The organism is Kitasatospora sp. NPDC096147, from assembly GCF_044763225.1.
Lineage (GTDB): Bacteria > Actinomycetota > Actinomycetes > Streptomycetales > Streptomycetaceae > Kitasatospora.
Genome location: NZ_JBIWFX010000005.1, coordinates 220,708 through 240,949 on the forward strand (window position 1 = coordinate 220,708; position 20,242 = coordinate 240,949).

14 protein-coding genes are annotated in these 20,242 nt (G+C 74.6%); 7 read left to right on the top strand and 7 right to left on the bottom strand.

Translation table 11 applies throughout. The features are described 5' to 3' along the window. Positions 1-256: 256 nt before the first annotated feature. Positions 257-1,393, bottom strand: coding sequence for a hypothetical protein (locus ACIRBX_RS18655; RefSeq protein WP_402297954.1), 1,137 nt, complete (start codon positions 1,391-1,393; stop codon positions 257-259). Then, positions 1,390-2,040, bottom strand: a complete 651-nt coding sequence (locus tag ACIRBX_RS18660) for a LysE family translocator (RefSeq protein ID WP_402297956.1) — start codon at positions 2,038-2,040, stop codon at positions 1,390-1,392. The genes ACIRBX_RS18655 and ACIRBX_RS18660 overlap by 4 nt, the downstream gene beginning before the upstream one ends. Positions 2,041-2,204: 164 nt before the next feature. On the opposite strand from ACIRBX_RS18660, the gene ACIRBX_RS18665 reads away from it, so the two are divergent. The 3 genes from ACIRBX_RS18665 (at position 2,205) to ACIRBX_RS18675 (ending at position 8,685) form a co-directional block, all read left to right on the top strand. Continuing rightward, positions 2,205-5,861: a hypothetical protein gene (locus ACIRBX_RS18665; protein WP_402297957.1), complete on the top strand. Its 3,657-nt coding sequence runs from the start codon at positions 2,205-2,207 to the stop codon at positions 5,859-5,861. 489 nt (positions 5,862-6,350) lie between these two features. After that, entirely contained in the window at positions 6,351-6,977 is a 627-nt protein-coding gene (locus tag ACIRBX_RS18670) for a hypothetical protein (RefSeq protein ID WP_402297958.1), read from the top strand. A gap of 1 nt (position 6,978) precedes the next feature. After that, the gene (locus ACIRBX_RS18675) at positions 6,979-8,685 is read left to right on the top strand and encodes an alpha/beta hydrolase (RefSeq protein ID WP_402297960.1); all 1,707 of its coding nucleotides are present in this window, start codon (positions 6,979-6,981) and stop codon (positions 8,683-8,685) included. A gap of 51 nt (positions 8,686-8,736) precedes the next feature. Here ACIRBX_RS18675 and ACIRBX_RS18680 read toward each other — a convergent pair whose 3' ends face one another. The 3 genes from ACIRBX_RS18680 to nhaC are packed head-to-tail and all read right to left on the bottom strand — an operon-like array spanning position 8,737 to position 13,004. Next, positions 8,737-9,996, bottom strand: a complete 1,260-nt coding sequence (locus ACIRBX_RS18680; RefSeq protein ID WP_402297961.1) for an arginine deiminase — start codon at positions 9,994-9,996, stop codon at positions 8,737-8,739. Between the two features lie 39 nt (positions 9,997-10,035). After that, a complete protein-coding gene (locus tag ACIRBX_RS18685) occupies positions 10,036-11,511 on the bottom strand; it encodes a basic amino acid/polyamine antiporter (protein WP_402297963.1) in 1,476 nt (491 codons plus the stop codon). After that, a complete protein-coding gene (nhaC, locus tag ACIRBX_RS18690; RefSeq protein WP_402297964.1) occupies positions 11,508-13,004 on the bottom strand; it encodes a Na+/H+ antiporter NhaC in 1,497 nt (498 codons plus the stop codon). Before nhaC ends, ACIRBX_RS18685 begins: the two co-directional genes overlap by 4 nt. Before the next feature lie 342 nt (positions 13,005-13,346). On the opposite strand from nhaC, the gene ACIRBX_RS18695 reads away from it, so the two are divergent. Next, positions 13,347-14,168 carry an SDR family NAD(P)-dependent oxidoreductase gene (locus ACIRBX_RS18695; RefSeq protein WP_402297965.1) on the top strand — a complete coding sequence of 274 codons (822 nt, stop codon included), beginning with the start codon at positions 13,347-13,349 and terminating at the stop codon, positions 14,166-14,168. 361 nt (positions 14,169-14,529) lie between these two features. Further along, entirely contained in the window at positions 14,530-16,635 is a 2,106-nt protein-coding gene (locus ACIRBX_RS18700) for a SpoIIE family protein phosphatase (RefSeq protein ID WP_402297967.1), read from the top strand. A gap of 93 nt (positions 16,636-16,728) precedes the next feature. On the opposite strand, the gene snpA is transcribed toward ACIRBX_RS18700, so the two are convergent. Continuing rightward, on the bottom strand, positions 16,729-17,376 hold the full coding sequence (gene snpA / locus ACIRBX_RS18705; RefSeq protein WP_402297968.1) for a snapalysin: 648 nt from the start codon (positions 17,374-17,376) through the stop codon (positions 16,729-16,731). A 214-nt stretch (positions 17,377-17,590) separates the two neighbouring features. On the opposite strand from snpA, the gene ACIRBX_RS18710 reads away from it, so the two are divergent. Then, a complete protein-coding gene (locus tag ACIRBX_RS18710) occupies positions 17,591-18,559 on the top strand; it encodes a LysR family transcriptional regulator (protein ID WP_402297970.1) in 969 nt (322 codons plus the stop codon). Between the two features lie 83 nt (positions 18,560-18,642). Here ACIRBX_RS18710 and ACIRBX_RS18715 read toward each other — a convergent pair whose 3' ends face one another. Next, the gene (locus ACIRBX_RS18715) at positions 18,643-19,461 is read right to left on the bottom strand and encodes a hypothetical protein (protein ID WP_402297971.1); all 819 of its coding nucleotides are present in this window, start codon (positions 19,459-19,461) and stop codon (positions 18,643-18,645) included. Between the two features lie 115 nt (positions 19,462-19,576). Here ACIRBX_RS18715 and ACIRBX_RS18720 point away from each other — a divergent pair, with 115 nt between their 5' ends. After that, positions 19,577-20,140 (top strand): NUDIX domain-containing protein, encoded by a 564-nt coding sequence (locus ACIRBX_RS18720; protein ID WP_402297973.1) that lies wholly within the window; start codon positions 19,577-19,579, stop codon positions 20,138-20,140. Positions 20,141-20,242: the final 102 nt, after the last annotated feature.

A 20,242-nucleotide genomic window follows, 5' to 3' on the forward strand; every position in this document is an offset into this window, starting at 1 on the left:
CGAGCGGCAACTCGGCCCGGACGGTGCCGAGTCGGTGGCCGAGGCACTGCGGGAGCGATCGGTGCGCCGGAGCGGCCCCGGGCCGGTGCGGCACCTGTTGCCGGGCACCGACGGCCTGCTGACCGGCCCGGTCTCGAAGGTTCCGAAGAACCGTCAGGTCGTGGGCGCCGCGCGCCCCCGAAGCGGACCGTCGGGTACGGGGGAGCAGGCTGCACCGGCTCCCCCGTACCCGACCCTCCTACCGCCCGGTCGGCCGTCAGCCCAGGCGACGGCGGAGCCAGCCCAGCAGTCCGCCGCCGCGCTCCGGCTGCTCGGGACGGCCGCCAGGGAGTTCACCCCGGGCGCGGAGTTCGGCCATCCGCCGGCGGTGCTCCGTCAGCGGGCCGTCCACCGGCTCCGAGTGCAGCGGCGAGGCCAGGACGGTGAGGACGTGATCAGCCGTCGGCTGACCGGTGGCCTCGGGCTGTACCGGGGGCTCCGGCAGCTCCGCCTCGTCGCCCGGTCCGGCCCGACCGGCCCTGGTCAGCAGCGCCCGCACCGTCCCCCCGTGGGTCGGGAGCAGCCGGGCCAGCGCCACCCAGGCTTCCGGCCGACCGCCCAGGTGCTCCGCCACCAGGGGCCGCAGGGCGTCCTCCACCGGGGCCAGCGCGGTCGGGAAGGCCCACCGGCCGACGTCGAACATCCGCAGGGTGACACGTGTGGCCCCGGCGCGGTCCAGCAGCTCCCGGCACTCCACCGTCACGGTCGCCTGCCGGAGCCGGTGCTCGAACTTGGGGTGGCTGCCGAACGCGGCCCGCAGCTCGGCCGGGCAGTCGATCCGCTCGGCCAGTGCCCACCGGGCCAGGCCGGGCAGCGGAGCGGCGGCGTGCGCCTCGGACACCAACTGCCAGTCTGCATGACGGACTTGCCCCGCCATGACACGGGCCGAGCGCAGCTTCCGGGGCCCGACGGCCGCACGTAGCCGCGCGAGCAGTTCCTCGACGGGATCCGGTGCGACCGGGGCCGGGACCCACACGCCGTACCGGGCCGGGAGCACCGGCACCGGTTCGGTGCGGCCCGGACCGAACGGCACCCCGGCCAGGACGTCGGTGGCCAGGCCGGGCGGCAGCCAACCGCGTTCCAGCAGGAACCGGTTGACCTCCGGCTGGTCCTCCCGCAGCATCCACCAGCCGGCGGACCTCGGGAGCAGCGGAGTGAGCCCGGCGAGGACCGGCAGCCGGTATCCGCCGTCACCGTGCGGCGGCACCGGCTCGGACGCCCCGTCATCCGGGTCGAGCCGCAGCAGGGCGGACACCTCCGGGCGGATCTCGGCGGGCGCCAGGGTCAGCAGGTACCGAAGGGTCTCGGCGGTGACCGCGTCGATCCCCGGGCGGCCCGCAGGACGCCCCGTCACGGCGTCGCCACCACGGCGCGCGAGCGGTCGGCGGCCAGCCGGAGGGCGAAGGCGGCGAGGGCGGTGCCCATCAGGTAGCGGTGTGCGCGCTGCCAGCCCGGACGGCGGGTCAGGAAGGCGGCGACCGAGCCGGCGGTGACCACGAAGGCGGCGTCGCTGGCCAGGCAGACCAGGATCTGGGTCAGGCCGAGGGCGAAGCTCTGCGCGGCCACCCCGCCGCGGGACGGGTCGACGAACTGCGGGAGCAGCGAGACGTAGAGGATGGCGATCTTGGGGTTGAGCAGGCAGGTGACGAAGCCCATCAGGAACAGCCTGCGCGGCCGGTCCGGCGTCAACTCCCGGGTGGCGAACGGGGAGTGGCCACCGGGCCGGAGCATCTGCCAGGCCAGCCAGGCCAGGTAGCCGGCGCCGAGCAGCTTCAGCGTCAGGTAGATGCCGGGCACCAGGGCGAAGACGGTGGCGATCCCGGCCACCGCCGCCGCCAGGTAGACCAGGAAGCCGAGGCCGACCCCGGCCAGTGAGACCAGCCCGGCCCGGCGGCCCTGGAGCACCGAACGGGACACCAGGTAGACCAGATTGGGGCCGGGCGTCAGAGCCATCCCCAGTGCCACCAGGGCAATGCCCGCCAGTGCCGTGCCGCTCACCATCTCGTCTCCCGCTGTCGGCCGGACCGGCCGGGGCCGGCGTCCGGAGTTGCTGTGCAGACCGGCGCTCCGGCCGGATGACCGGTCATGATGGCACCGGCAGGGCCCGGGAGGCGCCTGGTTTTTCCGTTGGCCCGGCCGGGGCCGGCCGGGGCAGAATCGGCCGCATGCCGCACCTCGCCCAGCACCTGCTCCGCACCGTCGATCCGCTGCCCGCACCCCGGGTGGACCCGTACGTGGCCCGCTTCGCCCGCGCCCTGACCGAGCGTGAACTCACCGGGCTGCTGGACGACTTGGACGCCGGTTCGCCCTACGAGCGGCGGCTCGGCGCCTTGGCCGCCCTGGCCACCCGGCGGGGCGACCGGCTGGCCGGACGGCTGGCCGACCCGGACGCGGCGGTGCGCGGGTACGCCTTCCGCGCGGTCCGCCAGGGGCTGGTGCCGGACGCGGTGGTGGAGGCCGCCTACCCGGACGGCTCGGACGCCGAGCGACGGCAGTTGGCCCTGGCAGTGACGGCCGGGCGGCGCACGGCGGCGGCCGACCGGATGGTGGAACGGGTCCGCGAGCGGTGGGGCGACCACGAGGCGGCCCGGCTGCTCACCGCCTGCTCGCCCGAGGTCGTCGCCCGGCTGCTGCCCGAGCTGGCCCACACCGGCCGGCTGGCTCCGGTCGGCCGCCGCCACCCGGCCCTGCTGATGGACTACGCAGAAGCCGAACTGCCGCTCCTCACCCAGGACTTGCGTGACGGCTGGTGGTACCGGGAGTCGGACTCGATGGCCGCCGCACTGTCGGCCGATCCGGCCCGGGTACTCGGCCTGCTGGAGCGCCACGGACCGCGCGCGCTGCCCTCCCCGCTGATCCGGCGGCTGGGCCGGCTGGTCGCGGTGGACCCCGAGCGGGTGACCCGCTGGCTGCTCGATCCGGCCCGGGCCGACCGGCCGCTCGGCCACCGGGTGCCGCACGCCCCGGTGCGTCGGCTGGCCAGGGCCGAGCCGCCCTCGCTGACCGAGCTCGGCCGCCGCTGGTACGGGCAGCCGCAGCTGTTCGGCGCCCTGCTGCGCGGGCTGCCGCCCGGCCGGCGCGGCGCGTTCTTCGACGCCGCCACCAAGGGCCTGGACACCAGCCGCTTCCACGCCCCGGACCTGCTGCCGCACGGCCACCGCCGGGACCTCGCCCGGGCCGAGTCGGCCCGGCGGGAGGCTGCCGGGGAGCCCTGGCACCAGGTGCTGGAGCTGCGCGCCCACCTGCCGGCTGCCGAGGTCGCCGAGGAACTGCTGGCCGCCACCCGTCGCCCGGACGCGGCGGACCGGGCCCGGGCCTGGCCGCTGCTGGTGGCCAACGCGGGGCGCGACGCCGATCCGGCGGTGCTGACCCGGCTGCTGACCCTGCTGGAGCGGCTGCGCAACGAGCAGGACCCGGTGCGCTCCGCCGCACTCACGGCGCTGGCCGCGCTGCACCCCCGGCACTTCGCCCCGGAGCACGCGGCGGTGCTGGGCCGGCTGGTCATCGACGCGCTCACCGCCCGGGACTGCTCCTACTCGACCAGGACCGCGCTGCGCCGGCTGGCCGTCGGCGTCCTCGGGGAGCACGCCACCGAGGCCGGCTCACCGCTGCTGGAGTGGTCGCTGACCACCCTTCAGGAGCTGGCCGGGACCTTCGGCAGCGCCGACCTCGGCCCGTTGGAGCGCACCCTGCGCCGGGGCCAGGAGCACCAGGTGTTCGCGGCGCTCCGCCCGTGGCTGCTGGCCGAGGCCCCGGGCCCGCGCCACCGCCTGCTGTTCGCACTGGCCGGGGCGCTCGGCCGCCGGGCATACCGGGTGCCAGAGCTACAGGCGCTGCTGGCCGACGCGCTCCGACGCTCGGACGACGACGCCTTCCGGACCGCCGTCCGGTACTGGCTGGCCGACCCGGCCACCCGGGACGACCGGGTGGCGCAGGTCCTGCGGCTGGACCCGTCGGCAGCCGTCCTGCCGCCCGTGCTGGCGGTGCTGACGCTGCGTCGGACCGACCTGCTCGATCCGGTGCTGGCCGGCACTCCGCCGTACGGGCGCTTCCTGCCGCGCGGCACCCGGGCCCCGCTGCCCCCGCTGCACGGGGCCCGCCGCTGGGCGCCCCGGCAGCAGCTCGCCGCCGCCCGGCTGGCCGCCGCCGCGGTCGCCGACACCACCCAGCCGGTGCACCAGCGGGCCGCGGCGCTCGGCGCCGCCCAGGGCCTCCCGGAGCACGGCGCCCGGCTCGCCCTGGAGTACCTGGACTCCGCGGAGGTGGTGCTGGCCGAGGCCGCGCTCGGTGCGCTGCCCTGGACGGGCGATCCGGCCGCGGCGCTGGCCCCGCTGCTCGCCCGGGTGTCCGGCGACCGGGCCCGGGTGGCGATGTACTCCGCCTCCCGAGCCGCCCGGTACGTCCGCCCGGCCGAGCTGGAGCGGCAGCTCGCCCCGCTGGCCGTCGAGGGCCGGGTGACGGTCCGCAAGGAGGCGGTCCGGCTGCTCGCCCGCCACCTGCCGCCGGCCCGGGCCGCCGTCCTGCTGCGCGGCGTCGTCCTGACACCCGGTCAGCACCCCGACGTGGTGGCCGCCGCGATCGGGGTCGCGACCGAGCTGACGGAGCGTCCGGAGGTCTGGGAGCTGTTCGACCACGCTGCCGAGGGCCCGGACCAGGTACGGCGGGCGCTGGTGCGCCTGCACCCCTGGCAGCTGGCCGAGCCGCACCGCGCCCGGTACGCGGCCGTGGTCGGGCGGGTCTGCCGCAGCTCCGACCCGGAGGTGGCCGCCGCCGCGCTGGACCGGCTGCCGCCGTGGGCCCGGTACTCCCCCGAGGCGGCCGACGTGCTGCCGGCCCTGGTCACCGACCTGGACGCCCGCGCGGTCTGGCGCCCCGCCGTCCAGGCGCTGGTCGCGCTGGCCGGCGGCGAACTGCCGCACCCGCTCGGCGGCGCGGCCCCGGGCAGTCTGCTGCACCGTACGGTGCTGGGGCTGCTCGCGGCCGACCCGGCCGGGGAGTTCGAGGCCCAGAGGGAGCGGGACCGGCCGGCCCGGCAGCGGCTCGGGGTCCTGGTCCACTCACTGCCCGCCCCCGAGCAGGGGTGGCAGCGCGAGCTGACGACGGAGCTGGCCGGTCTGCTCGGCGCGGAGCAGGCGCCGACCGGCACCGACCCTCGGGCCGGCGAAGCCCCCACTGAAGCGGCGAGCGCAGCACCCCGGTTGGGCTCGACCAACCCCGAAGCGGCGGGCGAAGCCGACCGGTTCAGCCGAGCCCACACCGAAGTGCGAAGTGCAACGCCGCAGTTCGGTGACGCCGACCCCGAAGCAGCAAGCGCGGCAACGCTGTTCGATGCGGACGACCCCGGTGCAGCAAGTACAACGTTCCGGTTCGACCCCTCCCGGCCGGAAGTGCCGAGCGCAGCGCGACAGTTCGGCGAAGCCCACCCCCGGGCGGGCGGAGCGGAGCCTGCCCTGCGGGCTGGGCTCCTGCTCGGGCTGGTCGATCCGGCTTCCGAACCGTCCCTGCTGGCGGCGCAGTTGGCCGACGTCGCGGAGAGCTGTGAAGACCGCCCCGCGCTGGCCCTGCGGTGTGCGGACCGGCTCGCCCGCCCGGACGGTGCCGAGCGGCTCCCGGAGGACCCGGCCCCGCTCCGGCGGGTGGCCGAGGAGCTGGCCGGACACGGCGGGTACGCCACGGGTCTGTTCGCGGTCGCGCTGGCGCAGCGCTTCGGCCACCGGTACGGCTGGCCGGCCGACTGGCGGGAGCTGCTGCTCGGGCTGCGGCGCCACCCGGTCCCGGACGTCCGGGACCGGGCTTCGACGGTGTTCACCGCCGAAGAGTGACGCCGCTCCCCCGCCCGGCCGCGAAGCACGGCCGGGCGGGCGAACGGGCACACCCGCTGGGGCACTGCGGCCGGGAACGAACGCCCCCGCGCACCCCGCCGGACCTACCACGTCCCAGACGCCCAGCCTCGGTGATCACCCGACCCGTCCACCCCCGCCCACCACACCCAGCCTTCAGACCCACCACGCCCCGGACAGCCCAACCTCGCTGGCCACCCAACCCGACCACCCCCACCCACACACCCCACCCCCGCCCACACACCCCACCCCCGCCCACCGCACCCCAGCCTTCAGACCCACCCCCTCCCAGACAGCCCAACCTCGGTGGCCACCCAACCCGACCACCCTCACCCACACACCCCGCACCCCAGCCTTCAGGCCCACCCCGTCCCGGACAGCCCAACCTCGGTGGTCACCCAACCCGTCCGCCCCGAAGGATGGGGAAGCAAGGACGGCCGACGGCCGACGACAGCTGCTGAGGAGTACGCGATGGGCAGGGAGTGCGACGGCCGGACGGCCGGAACGCGAGCACGGTGGCGGCTCGCCTCGATCGGGGCGGTGGTCGGTGCCGCCGCCCTCCTGGTGTCCTGCGGGAGCTCGTCCTCCGGGACCGCGAGCCCGTCGCCCTTCCGCAGCCTGACGGCGGCCCCCGACCCGTCGAACTTCTCGGGCCAGCCGGCCTCGCCGCTGGCCTCCGCCGCCGCGTCCGCCGTGGCCTCGGCCTCCGAGGCGCTGGCCTCCGCCTCGGCCCGGGCCTCGGCCTTCGAGGCGTCGGTGAACGCGCAGACCGAGCGCAACCGGGCCAAGGCGACCGAGGTCCTCACGTCCGTCCAGGGCAGCGGCAACGCGACCTCGGACGTCACGCTCACCGGCGTTCCGACCGCCACCACGGGCGGGCTCAACGCGGCCGTGGTCACCATCGTCAACAGCACCAGCGCGCCCGCGTCCTACGCCGTGCAGGTCGACTTCCGCGACGCCTCCGGCAAGACGGTCGACTCGACGGTGCTCGGCACCGAGAGCCTCGCCCCGCAGGCGAAGGCCGCGCCCGTCGCCTTCAGCCGCCAGCCGTCCGATCCGCCGCTGACCCCGGTGGTCGTCAAGGCCGAACGCTACTGAGGTGGCGGGCCCGGCCGACGCCGAGGCCCGGCAGCCCGGCCTGCCCCGGGGCGGACCGGGCCTGCGGGTCGTGCGGCGCCGCATCGTGCGCGGCGCACCGTCGTGGAGCGCGCTGGTCGGTGCGGTGCTCTGCTACTGCCTGTCCTTCACCCCGTCGCTGATCCCCCGGCCGTGGTGGCTGCAGGCCGCTGCGGCGGCGATCACCGCGGCCTTCGGTTACGCGATCGGCGCCTTCCTCGGAGCCGTGGCGCGCCGGTGCGGCGCCCGGCCCGGGCCCCGGTGGCGGCGGGCCGGGTGGCTGCTGCTCGCGGTGCTGGGCACGGCAGCGGTGCTGGGCGTGACGGCGCGGAGCGTGCGGTGGCAGGGCGACCTGCGGCGGGCCGTCGGCATGGCGCCCCAAGTGGTCTGGTGGCAGTGGGCGTTGGTGCTCCCGCTCGCGGTGCTGCTGTGCGCGGTGCTGGTCCTGCTGGCCCGGCTGGTCCGGTTGGGGACGAGGGCGCTGGCCCGGCCGCTGCGCCGTTGGGTGCACCCGGCCGTCGCGGCGGGGGTGGCGGTGGCGGTGGCGGCCGTGGTGGTGGTCGGGCTGGTCCAGGGCTTCCTGCTGCGTGGGCTGCTGGACGCGGCGGAGGGCGCGGCCTCGCTGACCGACCGGTCGACCTCGCCCGGCATCGTCCGCCCCGAACTGCCCACCCTGTCCGGCAGCCCGGCCTCGGCCGAGAGCTGGGACGGCCTCGGCGCCAAGGGCCGCGACTTCATCGGCCGGGCCCCGACCGCCGCCGAGATCGCCGCCGTCTCCGGCCGCCCGGCCAAGGATCCGGTCCGGGTGTACGTCGGCCTGGGATCGGCGGACACCCTGCGCGAGCGGGCCGGGCTGGCGGTGGCCGAGCTGGAGCGCACCGGCGGCTTCTCCCGGCGGGTGCTGGTGGTGGCGAGCACCACCGGCAGCGGCTGGGTGAACGAACAGATCGCCAAGCCACCGGAGTTCATGTACGACGGCGACAGTGCGGTGGTCGCCATGCAGTACTCCTACCTGCCGAGCTGGATCTCCTTCCTGACCGAGGCGGAGGCCGCCGACGCGGGCACCGCGCTGATCGACGCGGTGCACGAGCGCTGGGCCCGGCTGCCGGCCGACGCACGGCCCCGGCTGCTGGTGGCGGGCGAGAGCCTCGGCTCCTACGCCACCGAGCGGGCCTATCCGGCGGGGGTGGCGGAGCTGGCCCGGCAGGTGGACGGCGCGCTGCTGGTGGGGCCCACGCCGGACAATCCGATCCGCCGTCAGGTGACCGACGACCGGGAGCCCGGCAGCCCGGTCTGGCGGCCGGTCTACCAGGGTGGCGGCACCGTGCGGTTCGCCCAGGTCGCCGCGGACTTCGCCGTCCCGGCCGGGCCGTGGACGGAGCCCCGGATCGGCTACCTGCAGAACGGCAGCGACCCGGTCACCTGGTGGGAGCCGGAGCTGCTCTGGCAGCGGCCCGCCTGGCTGGAGCGGCCCCGGGCGGCGGACGTCTCGGCCGCCATGCGCTGGTACCCGCTGGTGACGTTCTGGCAGGTCACCTGCGACCTGGCCGCCGCGAACGACGTACCGGCCGGCCACGGCCACCGCTTCGGCACCTTCCCCACCACCGCCTGGGCCGAGATCGCCCCGCCGGCGGGCTGGGGGCCGGCCGACACCCGGCGGCTGGCCGGGTACCTCGCCGAGCACGGCTGACGGCCGCCCGGCCGCCCTCGGGCGGCTGAACGGCCGTCAGGGGCCGGTCCGTCAGAAGTCGACCGGCTCGCGGACGATCGGGCAGGTCATGCAGTGGCCGCCACCCCGGCCCCGGCCGAGCTCGGCGCCGACGATGGTGATGACCTCGACCCCGGCCTTGCGCAGCAGGGTGTTGGTCAGGGTGTTGCGGTCGTAGGTGAAGACCACGCCGGGTTCGAGCGCGACGGCGTTGTTGCCGCTGTCCCACTGCTGGCGCTCGGAGGCGTAGACGTCGCCGCCGGTCTCGATCACCCGCAGAGCCGGCAGGCCGAGCGCCTTGGCCACCACGTCGGTGAAGGCCTTCGGCGCCTCGTCGACGATCTCGACCCCGGGGGCCTTGTCGCTCGGGCGCAGCGAGAAGGTGTGCACCGCGTCCATGATGGTCGGGTAGAGGGTGACGATGTCGCGGTCGGCGAAGGTGAAGACGGTGTCCAGGTGCATCGCGGCCCGGAGCTTGGGCATGCCGGCCACGATCACGTGCTCGGCGGCGCCCTGGGCGAACAGCGCCGCGGCGACCTGGGTGACGGCCTGCCGGGAGGTGCGCTCGCTCATGCCCATCAGCACCACGCCGTTGCCGACCGGCATGATGTCGCCGCCCTCGAACGTCGCCTGGCCCCAGTCGAGTTCGGGGTCGCCCCACCAGACGGTGGAGTCCGCGTAGTCGGGGTGGAAGGTGTAGACGGCCTTCATCAGCAGGGTCTCGTCGTGGCGGGCCGGCCAGTAGAGCGGATTGAGCGTCAGGCCGCCGTAGAGCCAGCAGGTGGTGTCGCGGGTGTAGAGGGTGTTGGGCAGCGGGGGCATCAGGTACTCCCGCACGCCGGTGGACTCCCGGGCGAGCGCGACGTAGCCGGTGCGGAAGTCCTCGGGCAGGTCGGACGTGGCCAGACCGCCGATCAGGTACTCGGCGAGCTCGCGGGGGGCCAGCGACTCCAGGTAGGCGCGGGTTCCGTCGACCAGGCCGAGGCCGACCTCGTTGGGGACGATCTTGCGGTCGAGCAGCCAGTCCCGGGCCTGCGGGATGGCCATCGTCCGGGCCAGCAGCTCGTGCAACTCGACCACTTCGACGCCGCGTTGGGTGAGTTTGTTGACGAAGTCGGCGTGGTCGCGCTGGGCGTTCTCCACCCACATCACGTCGTCGAACAGCAGGTCGTCGGAGTTGGTCGGGGTGAGCCGGCGGTGGGCGAGGCCGGGCCGGCAGACCAGGACCTTGTGGAGCCGGCCGACCTCGGAGTGGACACCGTGGGCCGGGCGGCCGGGGTTCGGGCTTGCCATCGCAGTTGCCTTCCGTGGAGCGGGGGACGGAGGAGCGGGTCAGAGGCTGATCCAGCCGAGCGCCAGGGCGACCACGCCCAGTACGGCGCCGGCGATCGAGACGGCCAGGATCACCAGCTCGCCGGAGCTGAACAGCCGTCGGTTCTGCTCCCGGCGCGCCATCACGAACAGCACCGACGCCGGGGCGTAGACCAGGAACGAGACCAGGACGAACTTCAGGCCCGCCGCGTAGAGCAGGAACGCGGTGTAGACGGTGGCGAGCGCGGCCACCGTGAGGTCCCCGCCGCGCACCGGCGGCCGGGCGGCGCCCGTGCGGTCCTCGGCACCGAGCGCGAGCTTGAGCGCGTAGCCGGCCGCCAGCAGGAACGGGATCAGGCTGAGCGCACTGGTCAGGTCGAGCGCGAAGTTGAACGCGTCGTCGGAGAACAGCGTGACGACCAGGACGAGTTGGGAGAGCACCGTGGTCATCAGCAGGGCCGGCACCGGCACGTCCTGCGCGGTCGCCTTCCGGAGGAACCTCGGCATGTCGTCGTCCTTCGCGGCGACGAACAGCACCTCGGCCGCCATCAGCGTCCAGGCGAGGTAGGCCCCGAGCACCGAGACGATCAGGCCGACGCTGACGAAGACCTGGCCCCAGGTGCCGACCGCGTGCTCCAGCACCCCGGCCATCGAGGGCTGGCGCAGCTCCGCGATCTCGCCCATCGGCATCAGGCCGTAGGAGACGATGGTGACCGAGGCGAAGATGGCGAAGACGCTGAGGAAGCCGAGCACGGTGGCCCGGCCGACGTCCTCGCGGCGCTTGGCGTGCCGGGAGTAGACGCTCGCGCCCTCCACGCCGAGGAAGACGAAGACGGTGGCCAGCATGGTGCCCCGGACCTGCTCGAACAGCGAGCCCGCGTAGTCCTCGCCGGCGAAGTTGTCCGCGAAGACGTCGAGGTCCAGGTAGAAGAGGGCCAGCACGACGAAGAACAGGATCGGCACGATCTTGGCGACGGTGACGATCCGGTTGATCGCGGCGGCCTCCTTGACGCCCCGTCGGATCAGCAGGAAGAAGGCCCAGAGGCCGACCGAGGAGAGCACCACCGCCAGCACGGTGTCGCCGTCGCCGAGGGCCGGGGCGATCGCGCCGACGGTCGACATGATCAGCACCCAGTAGGTGACGTTGCCGACGCAGGCGCTGGCCCAGTACCCGAAGGCGGAGAAGAAGCCGAGGTACTCGCCGAAGCCGGCCTTGGCGTAGGCGTAGACACCGGCGTCCAGGTCCGGCTTGCGGATCGCCAGCCGCTGGAAGACGAAGGCGAGCATCAGCATGCCGGTGCCCGCGACCAGCCAGGCGATCAGCGCACCGGCCACCCCGGTCTCCTGGGCGAACCTCCTCGGCAGCGAGAAGACGCCGGCCCCGACCATCGAGCCGACCACCATCATGGTGAGCGTCGGCAGGGTCAGCTTCGCCGCCGCCGACGCGCTCCCACTTCCGGCCCCGGCCCCGCCGGCGGCGGCCTCGTCCTGCGTCATCCTGTGGGTCCCCTTTCGTCGGAGTCCGGTCCGTCGTCCACCGGCTCGGTCTTCTCGATCTTGAATCCGGTGATGCCGTACAGGACGGAGAGCGCCGGGCTGGCGTAGTTGAAGATCGCGTAGGGCAGGTAGCTGAGCACCGGCACGCCGAGCACGGCGCCCATGAAGGCGCCGCAGGAGTTCCACGGCACCAGGGCCGAGGTGACGGTGCCGCTGTCGGCCGCGAGCCGGGACAGGTTGGTCGGGGCGAGGCCGCGCCGGGCGAACTCCAGCCGGAACACCCGGGTGGGCAGGATCAGCGCGATGTACTGGTCGCCGGCGATCACGTTCAGCCCGAAGCCGCAGGCGAACACCGTGACGAACAGCCGCCCGGTGCTGCGGGCCGAGGCGATCAGCGGGTCGACCAGACGCCGGATCAGGCCGAACTCCTCCAGCAGCACGCCGAAGGTCACCGCGCCGATGATCAGCCAGAGGGTGGGCAGCATGCTGTCCATCCCGCCCCGGGAGAGCAGCCGGTCGATGTCCGGGATGCCGGACTCGATCGAGAAGCCGTTCGCCATCGCCGACCAGACGCCCTTGACCGACCCCAGCAGCGCGCCGTGCTCGTCTCCGGCGAACTCCCGCATCACCGGCGCCTGGAGGAACGCGCCCAGCAGACCGGCGAACAGGGCCGAGAACATCAGCGCGAGCGAGGCCGGGCACTTGCGGACCGACAGCACCGCCAGCAGGACCAGCGGCAGCAGGTTCAGCGGGGTGATGTGGTAGATGCCGCTCAGGCTGGCGAGCTCGACGTCCTCGCCCACCGGGTTGCGCACGTCGGGGCCCTTGACCAGCCCGATCACCAGCAGCACCAGGAAGGCGAGGGTGAACGCCGGTACGGAGGTCCACGCCTGACGGCGGATGTGCTGGTGGACGTCCACCTTCACCATCTGGGCGGTGAGGATCGTGGTCTCCGACAGCGGGGAGAGCTTGTCTCCCAGGTAGGCCCCGGAGATCACCGCACCCGCCGTGATCGCGGTGGACACCCCGAGCATCGAGGCCACCCCGACCAGGCCGACCCCGATGGTCCCGGCGGTGGTCCAGGAACTGCCGATGCTCATCGCGATGACCGCGCAGATCAGCGCGGTGGCGGCGTAGTACCAGGACGGCGAGAGCACCTGGATCCCGTAGTAGACCAGGGTCGGGATCGTCCCGGAGAGGTTCCAGACGCCGATCAGGGCACCGACCGCCAGCAGGATGAACAGCGCGCTGGTGATCGAGGAGAGCGCACCCTGCCCGGCCTTCTGCACCGCCTCCCAGGAGTGCCCGTTCTTCACCGCGATCAGTGCCGCCACCATGGCGCACAGGATCAGGGCCGCCTGCACCGGCCCGTCCAGGGCGTCCAGTCCGAACAGCGCAAGCGCACCCGCCACCAGCAGGGCCAGGGTCACCAGGGGGACGATCGCGTCGGACAGGGACGGTTCGCGCACCGGCGGTCGCTGATCGTCTGTCATGTCTCCTGCTGCGTCGCTCGGTCGGACAGCCTCATCCAACACGAGGAATATCCGATTTGCCCTTTTTGCCACGCCATTCGTGCCCACACGGGCCGAGCGGCTCACGTCACGGCCCCGGGTGGACCCTGACGGTGCGTCCGGCGGACCGACGACGGACCGGAGACGGGCCGGAGACGGACCACCCGGGCCGGTGGGTGGTCGTTCGGGTCGGGGGCGCTCGGGGCGGGAGTGGCGTGCGCCCTGGTGCGCTCCCCTTCGCATCCGCCCGACCGGTCCGGACCGGAGCGCTCCGGCTCCTGATCTGGGACCGTGACCCGGTCACCACAGACTCAGGGGGAGCTCATGGCACGGCGTTGGCTGATCACCGGATGTTCGTCGGGCCTGGGCCTGGCCCTGGCCGAGGCGGTCGCGGCGGCGGGTGACACCGTCCTGGCCACCGCCCGCAAGCCCGCCACCCTGGAGGAGCTGAGGGAGCGTCACCCCGACCGGGTGGTCACCGCCGCCCTGGACGTCCGCGACCAGCTCCAGGTCTCGGAGGCCGTGGCCCTCGCCGAGGACCGCCTCGGCGGCCTCGACGTGCTGGTCAACAACGCCGGCTACGGGCTGTTCGGCGCGGTCGAGGAGGTCGGCGACCAGGAGCTCCGCGACCAGCTGGAGACCCTGGTGGTCGGCCCCTGGCGGCTGGTCCGCGAGGTGCTGCCCGGCATGCGGGCCCGGCGCTCCGGACACATCGTCAACGTCTCCTCGCTGGCCGGGCGGATGGGCCTGCCGGGCCTGGGGGCGTACGTCACCGGCAAGTACGCGCTGGAGGGCATGAGCCAGGTGCTGGCCGCCGAGGTGGCCGCCTTCGGCATCAAGGTCACCGCCGTCGAGCCGGGCGGCTTCGCCACCCACTACGGCACCGCCGTCAACGAGGCCGCGCACCGGATCGACGCCTACCGGGAGACGGTCGATCCGATGCTCACCGCCATGCGGGGAATGGAGGACCTCCCGGAGATCGGCCGCCCGACCGACTTCGCCGCCGCCGTCCTCCGGGTCGTCAACGCCGAACAGCCCCCCGTCCGGGTCCCGATCGGCTCCGACTCCTTCGCCGCCATCACCCACGCCGAGGAGTCCGCCCTCACCGAACTCGACGCGGCCCGCGCCCTCACCCACCCGGCCTGACCGGCGGCGCCACCCAGGGCCGGAACCACGCGAGCTCACCCAGGGCCGGGACCACGCGAGCTCACCCAGGGCCGGGACCATGCAGCGACCCAGGGGCGCGAGGAACTGCGCGCAGGGGAACACGACGACCCGGGTCCCGGGCACGGACAGCCACGTGCACGTGAGCCTCCGTACCCGGCACACGGGTCCGTGCCTTCCGCCCCCGCGCAGTTCCCCGCGCCCCTGGGTCGCCCTGCGGGCGACCCAGGCGGCGGCCACCCCGGAGGGTCATCACGAAGGGCAGCCGGAGCACCCGGAGGGCAGGGCCGGAGTGGTTGCTCCCGGTTTGACACCCCTTGGGGGGCGGCGTACAGAAGGGAGCATGCGCCAGGGTCCGGCCGACGAGGCCGTGGTCGCCGAGGCGTTGCGGCGGGCGGTCCGCACCACCTCGGCGTACGGGAGTGTGCTCTACCTGCCGTCGGCCGACCGCCGGGGGCTGGTGCTGAGTGCGGTGGCCGGGGTGCCGGTGGAGCTGCTGAGCGGGTTCCGGCACCTCTCGGTGGCCGCCCCGCTGCCGGCCTCGGAGGCGTTCCGGACGGGGCGGACGGTGCTGCTCGCCGATCCGGAGGAGACCATGCGGCGCTACCCCAGGCTGGCACTGGGGCTGCCGCACCTGCACGCCCTCGCCTGCACGCCGGTGAGCGTGCCGGTGAGCGCACAAGCGAGCACCGGGCCGGACGGCCCGGCGCCCGCCGACGGTCACCCGCTCGGCGTCCTCGCCGTGGTCTGGCCGGCCGGGTACCACCCGCCGCCGAGCGCCCGCCGCCAGCTGAGGACCACGGCCAACCGCCTCGCGACGGCCCTCGCCGCCCACCCGCCGGAGCCGCCCGAGGATCCGCTGACCGTCACCCCCGAAGAGCCCTCCCACCCGGCGGCGGCAGCGGTGGAGCGGCTGCGCGACGGGGTGGTGGCGCTCGGTACGGACGCCCGGGTGACCTACCTCAACCGGAGTGCCGAACTGCTGCTGCGCACCGACCGGGAGGAGCTGATCGGCCGTCAGCCCTGGTCGGTGCTGACCTGGCTGGCGGAGCCGGCCTACGAGGACCGGTACCGGGCCGCGATGCTGGCCCAGCAGCCGACCGCGTTCCTGGCCTGCCGGCCCCCGGGGCACTGGCTGGCCTTCTCGCTCTACCCGGACCCGGACGGCCTGACAGTGCGGATCGTCCCGGCCGGGCCCCCGGCCGGGCCCGGGGCCGCACTGCCCGAGGCCCCGCCCGCCGCCCCGGCCACCCTGGGGGCGACGTACCACCTGCTCCAGCTGGCCAGTGCGCTGACCGAGGCGGTGACGGTGCGCGAGGTCTGCGACTGCGTGATCGAGCAGATCCTGCCGGGCTTCGGCGGCCAGGAGCTGGCGATCTACCTGGCCCGGGCGGGGCGGATGCACCTGATCGCGCAGTCGGGGTACCCGGACGGCTTCCTGGACGCGTTCGAGGGCGTCCCGGTCCGCAGCCGCCTGCCCGGGACGGAGGTGTTCAGCAGCGGGACGCCGGTGTTCTTCGAATCGGCCGGTGAGCTCCAGGCGGCCTACCCGGGGATCGCCCAGGACGAGATGGGGGCGTGGGCCTTCCTGCCGCTGATCGCCTCCGGGTCCCCGGTGGGCAGCTGCATCCTGGGGTTCCCGCGCTCCCGGGCGTTCGGGGCCGAGGAGCGGGCGGTGCTGACGGCGCTCGGCGGGCTGATCGCGCAGGCGCTGGACCGGGCCCGGCTGTACGACGCGGAGTTCGCGCTGGCCCGGGGGCTCCAGCAGGCGCTGCTGCCGCACCGGCTGCCCGAGGTGCCGGGCCTGGCGGTGGTGGCGCGCTACCTGCCGGGCACCCGGGGGATGGAGATCGGCGGCGACTGGTACGACGTGATCGCGGGCGGCGACGGCGGCGTCTCGCTGGTGATCGGGGACGTCGAGGGCCACAGCGTCGGGGCCGCCGCGACGATGGGTCAGCTCCGCAGTGCGGTACGGGCGTTCGTGGGGAGCGCCGGCTCGCCGGACGAGGTGCTGAGCCGGACCAACCGGCTGCTGCTGGAGCTCGATCCGGGTCTGCTGGCCAGCTGCCTGCTGCTGCGGCTCGATCCGGCGACCGGCCGGGCACGGGCCGTCCGGGCCGGTCACGTGCCGCCGCTGCTGCGGTGCCCGGACGGCCGCACCGAGCTGCTGGAGCTGGCCGGCGGCCCGCTGCTCGGGGTCGACCCGGGGGCCGAGTACCCGTGCACCGAGCTGGAGTTGCCCCCGGGCGCGGTGCTGGCGATGTACACCGACGGGCTGGTGGAGCGCCCGGGCGCCTCGCTGGACGAGGGGCTGGACCGGCTGCGCAGCGATCTGGCCCACCGCCCGGCCGCCGATCTGGACCGGCTGGCGGACCGGCTGCTGGGCGAGGCACGGCACTCCGCCCACCGGGCGGACGACGTGGCCCTGCTGCTGGCCTCCCGGAGCTGACGCCGCCCCGGCTCTCCACCGGGCCTCCCCCGGGCATGCCGGGAGCCCGGCCGCTCCGCACGAGGGCCGGGCTCCCGGAGTCCAACCGGCCTGTTACTGGCCGGACTTGGCCGCCAGCTGGGCCTTGAAGGCGGTGAGGCCGTTGGCCCACAGCTGGTTCACCCGGTTCCGCTCGGCGGCGTTCGGGTTGGGGTTGGTGCAGGAGGTGCCGGGGCCGCCACCGGACATCAGCTCGCTGCACGGGCCGGAGTAGTGGTCCGGCAGGCCGAGCACGTGGCCGGTCTCGTGGGCGGTGACCCGGGTGGAGTTGTACTGCTGGTTCTGCCGGTAGTCCAGGAAGATGTAGCCGCTGCCGTGGCCGTTGGTGGAGGCGTAGGAGCCGCGCGAGTCGTTGCCCTCGTAGTACTTGAAGTCGGCGGTGCCGGTGACGGAGCGCAGCTGGACCTTGGTGACGGCGCCGTTCCAGATCGCGGTGGAGTTGGCGATCTGGGTGCGGAAGGTCGGTGCCGAGGCGGCGTTGTAGGTGACGGTGACCGCGAGCAGGTACGGGTTGGCCGCCTGCCGGGCCAGTGCCGACTTCATCACGGCCTCGTGGAACGCCTTGACGTCGGCCTGCTCGGCGGCCGAGCCGGCGTACTGGGCGACGGAGGGCTGAGCAGGCGCGGCCACTGCGGCCGGGGCCGCCAGACCGGTGAGGGCCAGGGCGGCGGCTGCGGCGAGCGAGAGCACGGAGCGCTGCATGCGGGGGACTCCAACCTCGTGGGGCCAAATCGCCTGTGGGGCAGCCGACTTGGCGTGGGGGACAGTGCCGTGGACGGCGCTGTGCCCAAGAGCTTCGGCCACCACCCCGGGGCTGCGGATGATGGCAGCCGGAGATAGCACCGGGCTATCACCCGGCCTGACAGCAGGTGTCATGTCCCTGGCGTGCAGGTCAACGACCGCTTATGCTCCGGCTGTGGAGCTCGAAGTCAGGCACCTACGCGTGCTGTGCGCCGTCGCCGACACCGGCAGCGTGCGCAAGGCCGCCCTGCAGCTCGGCACCACCCAGCCCTCCGTCACCACCCAGCTGCACCGGATCGAACGGGCCGTCGGCGGAAGGCTGTTCACCCGCGAGCGGACCGGCAGCCGGCTCACCCCGCTCGGCCACTCGGTGCTCTCCCGGGCCCGGGGCATCGTCGCCGACATGGCCGAACTGGTCGCCGCCGCCCGACTGGAGGCGGACGGCGCGGCCCAGGCCCGGCTGCGGATCGGCAGTGTCGGCAGCCGGGCCACGGCCGGCTGGCTGCGCCGGGTGCACGACCGGCTGCCGGACACCGACACCACCATCCGGATCGACGTCTCGGCCAACGCCCTGCTCCAACTGGTCGGCGCCGAGCAGCTGGAGGTGGCCTTCGTGCACGAGAGCGAGGGCTTCCCGCTCCGGCTGCCCGAGGGCACCGGGCACCGGGTGCTGGTCGCGCGTGAGCCGCAGTTCGTCGCGCTGGCGCTCACCCACCCGGCGGCCGGCTCCCCCGTGGTGCACCTCCAGGACCTGGCCGCCGACGCCTGGATGGTGGACCCGACGGCCGACCACGAGTACGCGGCGCTGCGCCGGGTGCTCTCCGAGGCCGGGCTCAACCCCCGGGTGGTGCAGGTACGGGACAACGCCACCGCCGCCGAACTGGTCGCCTCCGGCGAGGCCGTCCGCCCCTGCCAGCCCACCTCGGTGCCGGGCCCCGGCACGGTCATCCGCCCGGTGCACGGAGACCCGTTCAGCGTCCGGCTGCTGCTGGTCTGGCGGGACCGGGTGCTCAACGGCTGCGCGCTGGAAGGGCTCTACGGCGACCTGCGCGCGGCCTACCTGGAGCTGGCCCGGACCAACCCCTCCTACCTGGCCTGGCTGCTGAACAACGACAGCTCGCTGCCGTACCTGCTCCGGCACTGACACCCGCCGACCGGCTCAGGACCCCGACCGGCTCGGGACCCAGACCGGCCCAGCGCTCCGGCAGGCTCAGGACTCCAGCAGGCTCAGGACTCCAGCAGGCTCCGCATCGAGGCGGCCATCGCGGTCGCGAAGCGGTCCCGGGTCCCCGCGTCCACCAGGTCCAGCGAGAGGTAGGGGTTGAGGTCCTCCAACTCCACCAGCAGCAGCTCGCCCTCGGCCGTGCGGCAGGCGTCCACCCGCTGGATGCCGTGGTCCAGCGTGTTCCACTCCACGAAGCGGTGGGCGAAGACCAGGTCGGCGGGCGAGGGGTCGTAGGGCTCCAACCGCCAGCGGGCGGCCGGGTCCGGGGCGTACAGCGCGTACTGGTACGCGCGGCCGACGAAGTAGAAGGAGACCTCGTACCGGAAGTCGATCCGGGGCTGGAGCAGCACCGTGCCGTCCAGCTCCAACTCCGCCAGCTCCTCCGGTCGGTGCAGCGCTATCCCGATCGAGTCCGCGCCCAGCAGCGGCTTGCTGAGGTACTCGGCGGAGGCCGGCAGCCGGTCGAGCGCGTCCCGTGAGGCGACCGTGGGGATCACCGGGTACCCGGCGGCGGTCAGGTCGAGCAGGTACTGCTTGCCCGCCATGTCGCCCCGGCCGTGCAAGGGGTTGAAGACCTTCACCCCCTCCGCCGCCGCGCGCTCCCGGAACGCCTCGTGCGCCTCGCGGTGGTGCAGCACCGGGCCGCTGTTGCGGACCACGGTGAGGTCGAAGCGGCCCATCAGCGCGGCGGCGTCCAGCGGGTGGCAGAGCACGGTCTCGAACTCCCCGCGCAGCGCGGCGGAGAGCGCGATGTCCTCGTCGCAGTAGCGACGGCCCTTGGCCTGGTAGGTCAGGTCGGTGACGTAGAGGACAGTGGGCACGACGGCTCCCTCCGGGGTGGTTCCGGCCCACCCTACGCGGCACCGGCGGGGCGGCACCTGACCGGGTGTCACGGATGCCCCACAGGCACCCCCCGGCCGGTACTAGGATCTTCGAATGACGGACACTTCGGACAGAACAGCTGAGCAGGCCGCCCGCTACCCGCACCTGTACGCGCCCCAGCGCTGGGCCTGGGGCGGCATCGACGCCCAGTTCGCGGCGGAGCTGCCGCCGGACGGGCTGATCACCAACATCCACCTGGTGGGCTTCTCCGGCGACCGGGTGGTGCTCTGCCGGGACGCCCGGGACCACTGGTTCCTGCCCGGCGGCACCCGGGAGGCGGCCGAGAGCATCGAGAGCTGCCTGGCCCGCGAGCTGCGCGAGGAGGCCGGCGCCCGGCTGCTCGGCGAGCCGGTCTGGATCGGCGCCCACCGCTGCGTCACCGACCACCCCGTGCCCTACCGCCCCTGGCAGCCGCACCCCGAGAAGGCCTGGCTCTGGGGCTGGGCCGAGGTCACCGTCGACTCCGAGCCGCTGAACCCGGAGGACGGCGAGCAGGTGGTCGAGGTGCGGGCGGTGCCGCCCGCCGAGGCGCAGCACCTGCTCACCCACCACCGCGATCCGTGGTGGCACGACCTGATCGCCCTCGCCGTCGACTCCCGCACCGCCGCCACCGGCTGACGCCCCCTCACGGCCCCGCCCGGACACCGCCCGCCCCCGAGGGCCCCACCCGGCCCGGACGGGCCCCGGAGGCCCGCACGGCAGCGGCGGCGGACACGGGTC

What these genes read in the sequence shown, in the direction of transcription:
- ACIRBX_RS18660 (WP_402297956.1), bottom strand. Translation starts at nt 2,040, where the DNA reads ATGGTGAGCGGCACGGCACTGGCGGGCATTGCCCTGGTGGCACTGGGG.
- ACIRBX_RS18665 (WP_402297957.1), top strand. Translation starts at nt 2,205, where the DNA reads ATGCCGCACCTCGCCCAGCACCTGCTCCGCACCGTCGATCCGCTGCCC.
- ACIRBX_RS18670 (WP_402297958.1), top strand. Translation starts at nt 6,351, where the DNA reads ATGGGCAGGGAGTGCGACGGCCGGACGGCCGGAACGCGAGCACGGTGG.
- ACIRBX_RS18680 (WP_402297961.1), bottom strand. Translation starts at nt 9,996, where the DNA reads ATGGCAAGCCCGAACCCCGGCCGCCCGGCCCACGGTGTCCACTCCGAG.
- ACIRBX_RS18685 (WP_402297963.1), bottom strand. Translation starts at nt 11,511, where the DNA reads ATGACGCAGGACGAGGCCGCCGCCGGCGGGGCCGGGGCCGGAAGTGGG.
- nhaC (WP_402297964.1), bottom strand. Translation starts at nt 13,004, where the DNA reads ATGACAGACGATCAGCGACCGCCGGTGCGCGAACCGTCCCTGTCCGAC.
- ACIRBX_RS18695 (WP_402297965.1), top strand. Translation starts at nt 13,347, where the DNA reads ATGGCACGGCGTTGGCTGATCACCGGATGTTCGTCGGGCCTGGGCCTG.
- ACIRBX_RS18700 (WP_402297967.1), top strand. Translation starts at nt 14,530, where the DNA reads ATGCGCCAGGGTCCGGCCGACGAGGCCGTGGTCGCCGAGGCGTTGCGG.
- snpA (WP_402297968.1), bottom strand. Translation starts at nt 17,376, where the DNA reads ATGCAGCGCTCCGTGCTCTCGCTCGCCGCAGCCGCCGCCCTGGCCCTC.
- ACIRBX_RS18720 (WP_402297973.1), top strand. Translation starts at nt 19,577, where the DNA reads ATGACGGACACTTCGGACAGAACAGCTGAGCAGGCCGCCCGCTACCCG.